The organism is Nodularia sp. LEGE 04288, assembly GCF_963896525.1.
In the GTDB taxonomy this organism is placed as follows: Bacteria; Cyanobacteriota; Cyanobacteriia; order Cyanobacteriales; family Nostocaceae; genus Nodularia.
In genome coordinates this window covers 55,821-68,169 of the sequence record NZ_CAWQOY010000033.1, presented here as the reverse complement: position 1 = coordinate 68,169, position 12,349 = coordinate 55,821, and the positions used below count along the sequence as shown (strand labels likewise).

General features: G+C 43.4%; 12 protein-coding genes. 1 reads left to right on the top strand and 11 read right to left on the bottom strand.

The window, feature by feature from the left end; genetic code table 11:
- Nucleotides 1-66 precede the first annotated feature (66 nt).
- The 11 genes from AACX33_RS03080 to AACX33_RS03030 all read right to left on the bottom strand — a co-directional run bounded on the left by AACX33_RS03080 (nt 67) and on the right by AACX33_RS03030 (nt 11,398).
- Nucleotides 67-2,325 carry a PP2C family protein-serine/threonine phosphatase gene (locus AACX33_RS03080; protein WP_193999117.1) on the bottom strand — a complete coding sequence of 753 codons (2,259 nt, stop codon included), beginning with the start codon at nt 2,323-2,325 and terminating at the stop codon, nt 67-69.
- A 546-nt stretch (nt 2,326-2,871) separates the two neighbouring features.
- Nucleotides 2,872-3,819: a F0F1 ATP synthase subunit gamma gene (locus tag AACX33_RS03075; RefSeq protein WP_193998987.1), complete on the bottom strand. Its 948-nt coding sequence runs from the start codon at nt 3,817-3,819 to the stop codon at nt 2,872-2,874.
- 97 nt (nt 3,820-3,916) lie between these two features.
- Entirely contained in the window at nt 3,917-5,437 is a 1,521-nt protein-coding gene (atpA, locus tag AACX33_RS03070) for a F0F1 ATP synthase subunit alpha (protein ID WP_193998989.1), read from the bottom strand.
- Nucleotides 5,438-5,591: 154 nt separating this feature from the next.
- A complete protein-coding gene (atpH, locus tag AACX33_RS03065; RefSeq protein ID WP_193998991.1) occupies nt 5,592-6,149 on the bottom strand; it encodes an ATP synthase F1 subunit delta in 558 nt (185 codons plus the stop codon).
- Nucleotides 6,146-6,709 (bottom strand): F0F1 ATP synthase subunit B, encoded by a 564-nt coding sequence (locus AACX33_RS03060; protein WP_193998993.1) that lies wholly within the window; start codon nt 6,707-6,709, stop codon nt 6,146-6,148. Before AACX33_RS03060 ends, atpH begins: the two co-directional genes overlap by 4 nt.
- 115 nt (nt 6,710-6,824) lie before the next feature.
- Nucleotides 6,825-7,316 (bottom strand): F0F1 ATP synthase subunit B', encoded by a 492-nt coding sequence (locus AACX33_RS03055; protein ID WP_193998995.1) that lies wholly within the window; start codon nt 7,314-7,316, stop codon nt 6,825-6,827.
- Between the two features lie 124 nt (nt 7,317-7,440).
- Nucleotides 7,441-7,686 (bottom strand): ATP synthase F0 subunit C, encoded by a 246-nt coding sequence (gene atpE / locus AACX33_RS03050; RefSeq protein WP_006196223.1) that lies wholly within the window; start codon nt 7,684-7,686, stop codon nt 7,441-7,443.
- 131 nt (nt 7,687-7,817) lie between these two features.
- Nucleotides 7,818-8,564 (bottom strand): F0F1 ATP synthase subunit A, encoded by a 747-nt coding sequence (gene atpB / locus AACX33_RS03045; RefSeq protein WP_193998997.1) that lies wholly within the window; start codon nt 8,562-8,564, stop codon nt 7,818-7,820.
- A gap of 116 nt (nt 8,565-8,680) precedes the next feature.
- On the bottom strand, nt 8,681-9,124 hold the full coding sequence (locus tag AACX33_RS03040; protein WP_193999119.1) for an ATP synthase subunit I: 444 nt from the start codon (nt 9,122-9,124) through the stop codon (nt 8,681-8,683).
- A 297-nt stretch (nt 9,125-9,421) separates the two neighbouring features.
- Complete coding sequence (locus AACX33_RS03035) at nt 9,422-10,603, bottom strand: class I SAM-dependent methyltransferase (RefSeq protein ID WP_193998999.1); 1,182 nt, start codon at nt 10,601-10,603, stop codon at nt 9,422-9,424.
- A gap of 45 nt (nt 10,604-10,648) precedes the next feature.
- The gene (locus tag AACX33_RS03030; protein WP_193999001.1) at nt 10,649-11,398 is read right to left on the bottom strand and encodes a Uma2 family endonuclease; all 750 of its coding nucleotides are present in this window, start codon (nt 11,396-11,398) and stop codon (nt 10,649-10,651) included.
- Nucleotides 11,399-11,490: 92 nt separating this feature from the next.
- Between AACX33_RS03030 and AACX33_RS03025 the strand changes: the two genes are divergently transcribed.
- A complete protein-coding gene (locus tag AACX33_RS03025; protein ID WP_193999003.1) occupies nt 11,491-12,186 on the top strand; it encodes a hypothetical protein in 696 nt (231 codons plus the stop codon).
- The last annotated feature ends 163 nt before the right edge of the window (nt 12,187-12,349 follow it).

Below are 12,349 nucleotides of genomic sequence, written 5' to 3'. Positions count from 1 at the left end.
GGTCAAAACAAGTAATTTCCAATAACAACTTTTTTTTTGGTGTTTTTTGTGTGGTTATTACCTGTATTATTCCAGGTTTTTGCCAGTTGATCGAGGTTCTGGCTCAGTTAAAATCGGATCATTGGGCGCTGATGTTGGACTGGAAACCGGATCGCAAGGATTTTCAGAGTCGAATGGCAAGACCGAGACTCCAAAAGTTTTCAGTTGAGATAATTGTATTTGTGTCTCTGTTGTCGTCAAAGATTCCGTGGGGAATGAATTTGTCGTGCTGAGAGAACAGAGTCGCAGATGTACTAATAAGTCACCAGTCCCCGGTTGGGGATTTGGTTCGATTTTAATAACTTGCAAAAAACTTTCTGGAGGCAATATCTCTAGATTACTCAAAGGAATTTCAGTTTTGCTTTGAATTACCCACCCAGGAGCGAGGTTATCAAGCGATCGCTCTATGACTGGAGTCGTAGGAGTAGGAGTTGGCTGTCCTGTGAGAGTCGGCAAAATCTCTGATAGCGGTTGGAATCGCATGATCCAGTATCCGACTGAACCAGCCAAGATCACCAACAAGAAGGGAACTATGAAACTTAAGGGCAGTTTAGCAATTGCGGTGAGCTGATCTTCTGGTATGACTTTCGTTTTTTGGTTAGGACTCCCATCTAGTAGTGTTGGTTGTAACCCTTTCGTCACAGAACTTGCAGATGGAAGCGAGGAAATATTGGGAATTACCGCTTTTAGGGCTAACTCTGGTTCGCAGTATTTAACTTTATGGTGTATTAATGCCAACGTCACATTATCATGTCCGTTTCTGGTGTTAGCCAGTTCCACCAAATTTTCAGCAACCTGAACTATATCAGCTTCACCATGAAGAATTGGTAAAATTTCTGTTTCCCAATAATCTTCCACGCGGTCAAAATCAGTCAATCCATCTGATGTCAGCAAAAAAATCGCATCTTCATCCAGAATAAACCTCTGGGAAGTAGGATGTAACGAGTTACTAGGACTCATTCCTAAAGCTTGCACCAGAGAACCAGCACCGCCCTGTTGCACAGCTTCACGATAGATAGCATAGCCAAGTCTTACCTCACGAGAAGCCACATCATCGTCCAGGGTAACTTGATAACAACCTTGGCGTGTAATCCAGTAGGCACGACTATCGCCGACGTGAGTAATGTACATTTCGTGGGCAATAGGCAACGCCATGACTAAGGTTGTACCCATACGTTGACGCGCTTGGCGATGTTCGCTGTCATTGCGTTGGCTAATCTTGTCGTTGGCAATTGCTGCGGCATTATCTAAATCAGCCAGCAGTAATGAAGGTTCAATGTGATCATAAGGAACCTTTGTTAGTTGCTGTACCTGCTGATGAATGGTTTCAATCGCTAAATTAGAGGCGACATTGCCTCCTTGATGTCCGCCAATGCCGTCACAAACAATAGCTAAGGCTGATACCTGTGGTGGTTTGTTGACAACCGTCCCACTGGCAGGGTAGCAGGCATCTTCGTTACGTTGACGACTCGGCCCAGTGTCTGTTTTCGTGACAATTTTAATGGTGGGAGTTTGTGAGCTTCCTAATTCTGCCAAACCTTGATCTAAAACTGCAATTAGGACTTCGGGGGAATTAATCTTTCCTTGAATGAGAAAGTTACTAATTTCGTGAATAAATTCCGCTATGGCTGGTTTGGAATCTGACTGTAATTGTTGCCAAAATGCACCTAATTCGGGTAATCCTGGTGATTTTGCTGCGTCAAAACGCAATTCTAACAAGCGGACTAATGGTCCTTCTACCCGCAGTACATAAGGATCGATTAAGCTAGTAGCCACTCCTTCACTCTTCAAAGGTTGCCACAAATTAGCTATCTGCCATAGCCAATTAAGTTGACGCATTGATGTTGCATCGCGCCAAGCAATGTTTAACTGGTTACATAGCTGCACTTGTAGTCCTGAAACATCTGCGGACAAAGGCGGCTGTTCTAAAAGCAAGATTTCTTGGTGAGACTGTCCCTCAGATAGAGGAAGTATGCCATATACCTGTGGTACGTTTAGGCTGTAGGGAATTAACCTCAGATAAGCTTTGATACCCTGTAAATTATCTAATTCAGGTGATTGGGGTAGTAATCTCGGCTTCGTATCCAAAACAACAGATTTACTAATTACCAAATAGCGATCGGCTAATACATCTCCAGGGCTACCCACAATCAAACAATCCCCTACAGCCCACAGGTAACGTTTGGGTAGGGGTGTAGAGCATCGCTGGCAAAACTTGTGAGTTAAGGGGTTTGCAGCCAGACAAGCTTCATTTGGGCAGTAGAGCGTTGCCGCATCATTTTCCATAGTGTTCGCAGTGATCAGCGATTGGCAATTTTCAATTGGCATTGGTAGCGGCAATGTAGACCGCTCATGTTTATTTAACTCGACATATCCAATTTTGGATCATGATTCTAGCTGACAAATCCCAGCAGATGTTAATAATTAATTTACCTATGCCAATAACTTACTCCTTAATCAACTCTACAGCCTCATCATAGCTTCTATTCTTATTTGACTATCTATTCTCAGAGCAGCCAACTCTCGATCTGTCACCAAAGTATAACTCAAGCAAATTTATCAAAACGTGAAAATTTAGGGAAGCTATAGAACTCTGTAGGCTTGATCCTATTAAGTCGGTAGGCTCGAATATATTTACAACTATGTAAAGAAAAATGAAGTTTAGGGTGTGTTGTCGCGTAGCGCACCGCACCGTCAACAATTCTAGATAGGTGATAGCTTGAAGCAACTAACTAGCCTAGACAAAACCCCAAATATCAAAAATAGCCAATTGCTAATTTTCAATCCAACTAGCAATTAGCTATTTATCACTACTAAACAATGAGCGATTCCCTAAGTTAGTGCTTCAGCACCACCCACAACCTCTAACAGTTCTTGGGTAATAGCTGCTTGTCTAGCTTTGTTGTAAGACAACGAAAGACTCTTAATCAAATCACCGGCGTTGTCGCTGGCGTTGTTCATCGCTGTCATCCGTGCTGCTAGTTCACTCGCTGCTGACTCTTGTAACGCCCGCAATAGCTGATTACTCAGATACAGGGGTAGTAAAGAATCCAGAATTTGCACAGGATCTTGCTCAAAAATCATGTCACGAGGAAAAGGGCGGACTTGGTTAGACACTTTTTGCCGTTCCACTTCAAATTGACCGCCACGGGTTGTCAGGCGGAAAATTTCGTCATCTGCTGCTTCTAAACCTTGAGGATCTAAAGGAAGCAGGGTTTGCACCACGGGACGAGAACTAACCAAGGAGACGAATTTGGTATAAATTAGCTCAATACGATCCACACTTTCCGAGAGGAACAAAGAAAGGAGTTGATCGGCAATTTCTGTGGCTTCCGTAGCTGTAGGAATTTGCTCTAAGCCAGTGTAAGTACCGTCAATGGGTTGTTCACGACGTTGGAAATACTGGATGGCTTTGCGTCCTACCAGCACGTATTTGTAATTTACGCCTTCTGCTTGCAGTTCTTTGGCGCGATTTTCTGCCCGACGGATGACGTTAGTGTTGTAACCGCCACACAAACCCCGGTCGCCGGAAATTACCAACAGCCCAACTGTTTTAACTTCCCGTTTTTTCAGTAATGCTAGGTCTACATCTTCAAACCGGAGACGAGTTTGTAAACCATACAGTACTTGTGCCAAGCGGTCGGCAAAGGGACGAGTCGCAGTTACCTGTTCTTGGGCGCGACGTACTCTAGCAGCCGCTACTAGCCGCATGGCTTCTGTGATTTTTTTGGTGTTTTTGACCGACTGAATGCGATCGCGAATTGCTTTAAGATTGGCCATATTCTTAACTTCTGAGTCCTTAGTCAATTGTCAACTGTCAACAGTCAATAGCCATTAAGTGTTTCCCAATGACTAATGACTAATGACTAATGACTAATTACGCTGTTGCTTTGAAGGTCTGTTTGAATTCAGTTAGCGCTTCCTTCAATGCTTTTTCTTCTTCGTCACCGAGTACCTTTTTGGTTTTCACGGAGTCGGTGTATTCAGGTTTGCCGGTTTTTAAGAATTCCCGCAGACCTTTGGTGAAGGTAGTTACTTTTTCTACTGGTACATCATCCAAGTAACCGTTAATCCCCGCATACAGAATTGCTACTTGCTCGTATACTGCCAAAGGCGCATTTTGTGGCTGCTTGAGTAGTTCCCGTAACCGTTGACCCCGTGCCAATTGGTCTTGAGTACTTTTATCTAAGTCAGAAGCAAATTGGGCGAAGGCTTGCAGGTCGTCAAATTGTGCCAGTTCCAATTTAATCTTACCGGCAACTTTTTTCATCGCCTTGGTTTGCGCCGCTGAACCCACACGTGATACCGAAATACCGGGGTTTACTGCGGGACGAATACCAGCGTTGAACAGGTCAGAAGACAGGAAGATTTGACCGTCGGTAATGGAAATTACGTTGGTGGGGATGTATGCCGAAACGTCACCAGCTTGGGTTTCGATGATTGGTAGGGCAGTCATGCTACCTTTACCCAATTCGTCACTTAATTTAGCGGCGCGTTCCAATAAGCGGGAGTGAATGTAGAATACATCTCCAGGATATGCTTCCCGTCCTGGTGGACGACGTAGCAGCAAGGACATTTGGCGATAAGCTTGGGCTTGCTTGGAAAGGTCATCATAAATTACCAAAGTCGCTTTGCCTTTGTACATAAAGTACTCAGCGATGCTGGCTCCGGTGTAAGGTGCGAGGAATTGTAGGGTTGCTGGTTCACTGGCACTAGCGGCGACGACTACGGTGTAGTCCATTGCGCCTTTTTCTTGCAGGGTTTGCACCACGTTAGCAACGGTGGATGCTTTTTGACCAATGGCAACGTAGACACAAACGACATCTTCACCTTTTTGGTTGATGATGGTGTCAATAGCGATCGCAGTTTTACCGGTTTGACGGTCACCAATGATCAATTCCCGTTGACCACGACCTACAGGAATCATGGAGTCAATCGCTGTAATCCCCGTTTGCATGGGTTCGTGTACAGATCGACGAGCGATGATCCCAGGTGCCGCAGATTCAATCAAACGACTTTCGGTAGTGTTAATATCGCCTTTACCGTCAATGGGACGACCCAAAGCATCTACTACCCGTCCAATCATGGCTTCACCCACAGGAACCTGGGCAATTCTACCAGTAGCAGTAACCGAGCTACCTTCTTGAATTTCCAGACCTTGACCCATAAGCACTGCGCCTACGTTGTCTTCTTCTAAGTTCTGGGCGATGCCAATTGTGCCATCTTCAAATTCTAATAGTTCCCCAGCCATAGCCTTTTCTAGACCATAGATCCGGGCGATACCGTCACCCACTTGGAGAACTGTACCAACGTTAGCAACTTTGACTTCTTGGTCGTATTGCTCGATTTGCTGCTGAATAATGCTGCTGATTTCGTCAGGTCTAATTGAAATACTCATGTGTCTATGTTTTTTGCTTTCGAGACGGAAGAAGTAATCGCTTCAGAGTCAGGAGTGGGGAAGAAGTTTTCCCGGATGCTCCTATTATTTCATCCCCTGCCCAGTTACCTTGCCAGACTATCCGCACAGCAAGGAAACTTTAGCAGTATGGCAATTACGAATTACTAGTTAAGCGCAAGGAAAGGCGGCGCAACTGACCACGTAAACTAGCATCAATTACCTGGGAGCCGACTTTAATGATCACACCACCAATTAACTCGCTATCTATTTTAGTTTGCAGCTCGACCTGGCGAGCATTAGTCATAGCGAGAACTTTTTCTACTACAGCTTGCTGTTGAGCTTCTGAGAGAGGAACTGCTGAAACTACTTCCGCTAATACGGTTTGGTTCAGCTGCCGCAACAAAGCCAAATATTGCTGTAAAACTGGTTCTAGAAAAACGATCCGCCGTTTATCTACCAACAACAATAAAAAACTGCGTAAGTAGGCGTTGCCACTTTCACCCAGTATTTGTCGGATCAGAGCCTTTTTGTTCTCACCCTTAATAAAAGGGTTGCCGATAAAGTTCTGTAGATCCTGATTTTCTGAGAGCAGGGCTAACAAACTCCGGGCATCTTCGCCAAACTCTTCTGTCAAGTTTTTTGATTGCGCGAGTGATAACAGTGCCTGTGAATAAGGCTGGGCTATTTCAGCTGCTGCTATTTTACTTGTCATACCTCGCCTCCCAGTTGTGCGATGCTGCGTTCAATTAAAATTTGTTGAGCATCGTCGGCTATGCCGCTTTGTAGTTCCGATTCGACCTTTTGCAATGCCTGAGCAACTACTCGTTGCTGCAACTGCGCGATCGCTTTATTCAGGTCTGCATTTAAGTCAGCCGCACCTGCTGCTTGCAAGCGTTCAATATCTACAGCAGCCTGCGCCAAGATAGCTTCGCTGGCCACTTGGGCGTTGTCTTGCGCTGCTTTTTTGATTCTTTCAGCTTCTGCTTGAGCTTGCTGTAAGTTTTGCTGTGCTTCTTTTAATTGCTGTGCAGCTTGAGAAGCACGTTGCTCTGCATTCTTAATTGCTGTTTGAATCGTATCCCGGCGAGTTGTCAAGGTTTTACCCAGGACTTTCCGCCCGAAAACAAACAGCACAGTAATAATAATGGCCAGGTTAATCAGGTTGGTGTCAAATATATCTGTATTTAGACTAAAACCACCATGTCCCGCTTCCTCGGCCAAGTCACTTCCGACGGCGCTGGCTTCCGCCATCAACAGTAAAAAAGTCCCCATGATTTTTCGTCCACAATTGCGCTGCCAAGGCTGAACACGACCCACGCCGCCAACAAATGTTACTTGGCGAGTGCGTCTTTACAATGTCACTTAATGATTCCAAGCTAAATTTTCATTAGCGCCGACTTACTACATCTGCTCCTAAAAGCTTTTCTAGTATTTGGCGACTGAGGGAATCTACTTGTTGCTCCAATGAAGCAAAAGCTGCTTGTTTTTGCTGCTCAATTTCACTAGCAGTCTTTTCTTTTTCTGCCTGGGCTTGTTTCTGCACTGCTGCTATTTTCTCAGCCGCAATTTTTTGAGCCTCGGCTTGAGCGTCAGCAATAATTGTTTGAGCTTGTCGTCTAGCGCCTGCTAGAGATTGCTCATATTCCTCTGCCAATTTTTCGGTTTTTGACAAGCGTTCCTGTGCTTCTAATTGATTGCTCCGGATATAATCATTCCGTCCATCAATCGCATTGCCCAGTGGCTTGTATAGTGTTGCATTCAACACTAGAGCTAAAACTAGAAACTGAATTGCCATTAAGGGCAGGGTAGCATCTAGATCGAACAGCCCCCCTTCCTTGGCAACCTCTTCTACTGCTAATAAGGTAATCCAGTGTGTCATGGTTGCTATTTTCTATCTAATATATTAGTCCTGAGTCCTGAGTCGGTGAGTTATGAGTTATGAGTTAAATTTCTAACTCCTAACTCCTAACTCCTAACTTTTTGTACTCAGCACTCAGTACTGATTATGCGAAGGGGTTAGCAAACAGTAGCACTAGAGCAACTACTAGACCGTAGATGGTTAGCGCTTCCATGAATGCCAAGCTTAATAGCAATGTACCGCGGATTTTGCCTTCAGCTTCTGGCTGACGAGCAATACCTTCTACAGCTTGTCCAGCAGCGTTACCTTGACCAATACCAGGTCCGATTGCAGCCAAACCAACAGCGAGAGCAGCAGCGAGAACGGAAGCAGCAGCAACTAATGGGTCCATGATCTTATTTCCTTAATTTACTGAGTTGAGTGGATTTAGACGTTGTTGTGTGTCAGTTGCCATTTGCCCTTGATCATTGTTAAATAACCAATGACTCACGACTAATGACTTTTGAGGGTATTTAATGCCCCTCATTCATGATGCTCTTCGCCATGATCTTCCATCGCTTCACCGATGTAAGCGGCGGCTAAAGTCGCAAAAATTAGTGCTTGAATGGCGCTGGTAAATAGTCCCAAAGCCATTACTGGCAGAGGTACAAACAAGGGTACTAGCAATACAAGTACACCTACTACAAGTTCGTCAGCCAAGATGTTGCCGAATAAACGGAAGCTTAGGGAAAGAGGCTTGGTGAAGTCTTCAATAATCTTGAAGGGCAACATAAACGACACTGGTTGGACGTAGTTGCCAAAATACCCTAAACCCTTTTTGCTGAAACCAGCGTAAAAATACGCCAGCGATGTCAGCAACGCTAAGGCAACTGTTGTATTGATGTCGCTTGTAGGTGCTGTTAGTTCACCTTCTGGCAAATGTATCAGCTTGAAAGGAACCAGCGCCCCTGACCAATTTGACACAAAAATGAACAAAAACAAAGTGCCAACGAAAGGCACCCAAGGGCGATATTCTTTTTCGCCAATTTGGTTTTTAGCCAAATCCCGAATGAATTCCAGGGCATACTCCATGAGGTTCTGTAACCCACTGGGAATTCTTTTGATGTTACTACTGGCTGCTAAGGAAACTAGCACTAGTACACCAATAACAAACCAGGATGTGAGAAACACCTGACCGTGCAGCTTGAAGTTGCCTATTTGCCAGTACAGATGTTTACCCACTTCCAATTCGGCAAGTGGAAGAGAGTAGAAGTTCAGAAAATTCAGCATTTTCTTTCCATATCAATCGTTTCTCCAATATTACCTGGAGAATAGGCGCAAATTTGCAGTGTGGATATTCCTCACGCAAAGCTTATGTTAGCTTTTTCAGGTTATCCGAGCTTTGGCTAGTCGTCAGAGACAAAAGATATCCTAATTACGTAGAAGATGAGTGTGGCTTTGTATGTGAGAAATCCCAAGAATATGGGTAAAATTTGTAGTTGATTCCACCGCGATGCTAGGAAAATCAGAGCTACTAATAAGGCTAACCGAGTTTTACTCAGCGCCTGTTTTTCTCTACCTAAACCCTCAACATCTTTTGCCAACAGCCTCAAATAAAGCACACCTGCACAGGCCCCTAATAGATAATTGAGGGCAATGTTCAGCGAGTAAGCGATCCACACAGAGATAAAAACAGTCACTGTCAAGGCAAGTGTAATTATCAACAACTCCTGGTAGAGTTGATAGAACTCCTGCATGGAAGCGTTCACTGGTTCTGTGTCTTCAGAACCAGATTGAGTATCTTGTTGTGTTGTCGGAGTGGGGTCAATTGAATCTTCTGACAAGCTCACGAGACTTGAAACCGGTACAGCTAACTTATAATGACTGCACATTCAGTCAGCTGAATCATATCATGATCAGGTAACAATACTTTAGAAAAAAACAATTAACTTCTTGCCAGGATCAGACTCAGGGTAGAAGCCTGCCCTGTAACGGAAAATCGTAGGCGAGGGAGTGAGGGAGAACGGGGATAAAAAGCCGAAATTCAGGCTAATCAAATTCCAACTTTCTTCAAATTTCGCCTTTTTATCGTTATTGCCTGCTCTGTTAATAATTGTATAAGCAGCTTGCTGGTCTTTGTAATTTAATTAACTCGGTGACAATAAAATTATCTGCTGTTCAAGGAGTGACCGGATTTGATTCAAGTCGATTTGCACCGTTGCCAAAATCTCAGACATGGTTAAATGCCCATCACATTTTTGTAAAAATTGCAACTCTAATTCTGATAAGTTGACAATTTGATAATTGTAATTAAATACACATTGGCTGGGAAAACCATCAATACAGGGGTTAAGTTCGGGAATAGCTTGCAATAGGACTTTTTCCTCTGACCAGTTGGATTTAATGAGGGGAAGACGACCGAGGAAAAACTCATAATGAGTAACTTCGGGATTTAGTAATTCTATCAGGCGGTAACGCTGGCGATCGCTCAATTCATGCGATCGTGCAATTAACTCCGGTGCTTTCTCTAATAGTCTTCCTAACTGCCAAAAATCAGGATTAGAAAAATTAATAAACTCCAAGCCAGAAGCATCAATTAATTCAAACAGCGTCTCAATGTTGTAATCAGTCTCCTGGGGATGAACGTACATATCAGCAAAACATTCATCCTTGTGGTTTTCTAAAGACCAAAGTTCTTTTTCTCGCTTGACAATTCGGTTGTTTTCTGGTAAAGATGCGAATATTTTTCGTCCGACTTGTACCCCATCACGATAATCGCCTTTTTTGTCACCTTGGAGAAGTGCGATCGCCTTTTGCATGAGTTGAATTTCCCAGCGTCCCAGTTCGCCATAGACAAAAATGTGCATTAGTCCACCAGGGGCTAACTTCTTGGCTAAGGCTTGAATACCACGTATGGGGTCAGGTAAGTGATGCAACACACCCACGCAATTAATTAAATCAAACTCCCCTGGTAGCTGTTCCACATCGTACAAACTCAGGTGATGAAACTCCACCCTATCAGCACCCGAACGTTTACAGCGTTCTTTGGCTACCTCTAAAGTTCCAGCACTTAAATCAATTCCTACCACCTGGGCTTGGGGGTTGAGATGTACCAAATATTCAGTACTCACACCGGAACCACAACCAGCATCTAAAACGCGGATATCTTGCTTTGCTGGTTTGCGTCCCGTGCAGAAATTGTAAGCGGCTGACCAATTCCAGCGCCAATTGTACCCAGGGGGGGCTTCATCTAGTAGAGGTTCTGGGGGGAAGGGATAGGTATCGTAGAGTTTCGCAACAGCAGCACTAACAGTTTGGGAGTCTGACATGATCAGGAAGAACGCAGCATTTTAGAGTTTAGCGGATTGGGAGAATTATTCACCATTTGGTAAACTGATTCCTTGTTCAAGTAACAATTGCCGCAACTTAGCATTTTCTAACTCGGCAGAATCAGCCCGTTTTTTCTCCTGTTCTACGGGTGTGAGTAACCAATTATTGTCTCGATCATACCAACGCAGCCACAGTCTTTTTAATCCTTGATATTCTCCATCCCATAACCCTAAACCTAACTCTGCTGACTCTAACCACACCCCCAGGCCATTCACAGACAGAGGTTGATAGCGGTTCATCATTAAACCAAAACAGTGAAGCTCATTAGTGTAACGGTTGAAGGCAAAATAATAGGGAACTCTCAAAATTCGCTCATACACTGACCATTTATTAGGCGGTTGATTAACCTCCCGTAAACTTCGCCCTAAATCTTCTGCTTCTGTACCTGGTGATATTAGTTCAACTGCTACAAAAGGATTAATTCCCTCTTGCCAAGTAACATAACTTAATCGCAATTCTGTTTGGTTATAAAAACGCGATGCTCCCAACACTGCAAACCAATCGGGGCGCTTATACCATTGGGGATGATGAGGATCATAGTATAAGTTTAAGTCACTAGCTGTGAAAATATTATCTTCAGCATAACTAGGCGGGCGAAAAGTGATGCGAAGTAATTCCGGTTGGAGAAGATGAAATTCATCCGGCAAACCTGGTTCCTCCTGATTTTCGCTGGGCAAGTCATACATAGTTGGCAGTGTTTCTGTAGGAGGTAAGGGCGGGTCTACTTGATACATTTTGCTCAACTCTCCTGTTTTACTTAAGAAAATAAGTGAGAAATATTCAATGTATATGAAGAAGTATAAATTACCTATAGGGTGTATATAGTATGTTAATTTATACTATATATTTTACTGTAAACGCTAAGAAGATAGAACCAGTTCAAGGGTTTATTGTAGATTCCTATCGCTTCTATCAAATTGCAAAGGATGGATATTCTAAAGCAAACCAAGGTTTTGAAGATAGCACACAAAATGATGCTTTAGTAGCTATAGTTTTTTCCGCACTAGCACTAGAGGCTTTTATTAATGAAATTCTATCCCTTGCTAAATGTGAAAAGCAAACTGGAGAAACAGAAGCTTTTTTGGACAAGTTGATTGATGCTATTGATGAATCTGCCTCTAACAGGAAACAGACACAAGAAAAGTTTATGCTGGCTAGCAATGCCTTAGATAGTGGCTTTAATAAGGGAGAGAAACCTTATCAAGACTTTGCAGACCTATTCAGGTTACGTGATTGTTTAGTTCATTTAAAGCCCGAAGATGTCATTGAAGAAGGAGAAAATGGTGAAATTAAATACTTTGGAAGAAAGCTAACTGAACGTCTTTGCAGCAAAGGGATATTTCTAAAAGATACCTCAGTTGAATCAATAATATTGAAAATTAGCACTGCTAAAGCTGCTTTATGGGCTTGCAATACAGCTTCAGAAATGGTTAACGCAATTCTAGACAAACTTCCTGCATCTTTTCGTGATAACAATCTACAAATAGATTTGTATAGAAATAGGTTTCAGCCTCCAGAATAATGATTTTGTGATTGGGTAATAAGTAGCTCAAACTTAAAAAACGTAATACCCAGATCCCCGACTTCTCGAAGAAGTCGGGGATCTATATCGTCAAGGTTTTATGTTTAATTATGTTGACCTACTTATTGTCTAACCAAGGTTGCACCCAGACCTAAATATACAT

What these genes read in the sequence shown, in the direction of transcription:
- atpE (WP_006196223.1), bottom strand. Translation starts at nt 7,686, where the DNA reads ATGGACCCATTAGTTGCTGCTGCTTCCGTTCTCGCTGCTGCTCTCGCT.
- atpA (WP_193998989.1), bottom strand. Translation starts at nt 5,437, where the DNA reads ATGAGTATTTCAATTAGACCTGACGAAATCAGCAGCATTATTCAGCAG.
- AACX33_RS03055 (WP_193998995.1), bottom strand. Translation starts at nt 7,316, where the DNA reads ATGACACACTGGATTACCTTATTAGCAGTAGAAGAGGTTGCCAAGGAA.
- atpB (WP_193998997.1), bottom strand. Translation starts at nt 8,564, where the DNA reads ATGCTGAATTTTCTGAACTTCTACTCTCTTCCACTTGCCGAATTGGAA.
- AACX33_RS03035 (WP_193998999.1), bottom strand. Translation starts at nt 10,603, where the DNA reads ATGTCAGACTCCCAAACTGTTAGTGCTGCTGTTGCGAAACTCTACGAT.
- atpH (WP_193998991.1), bottom strand. Translation starts at nt 6,149, where the DNA reads ATGACAAGTAAAATAGCAGCAGCTGAAATAGCCCAGCCTTATTCACAG.
- AACX33_RS03025 (WP_193999003.1), top strand. Translation starts at nt 11,491, where the DNA reads ATGTTAATTTATACTATATATTTTACTGTAAACGCTAAGAAGATAGAA.
- AACX33_RS03075 (WP_193998987.1), bottom strand. Translation starts at nt 3,819, where the DNA reads ATGGCCAATCTTAAAGCAATTCGCGATCGCATTCAGTCGGTCAAAAAC.
- AACX33_RS03080 (WP_193999117.1), bottom strand. Translation starts at nt 2,325, where the DNA reads ATGGAAAATGATGCGGCAACGCTCTACTGCCCAAATGAAGCTTGTCTG.
- AACX33_RS03030 (WP_193999001.1), bottom strand. Translation starts at nt 11,398, where the DNA reads ATGTATCAAGTAGACCCGCCCTTACCTCCTACAGAAACACTGCCAACT.
- AACX33_RS03060 (WP_193998993.1), bottom strand. Translation starts at nt 6,709, where the DNA reads ATGGGGACTTTTTTACTGTTGATGGCGGAAGCCAGCGCCGTCGGAAGT.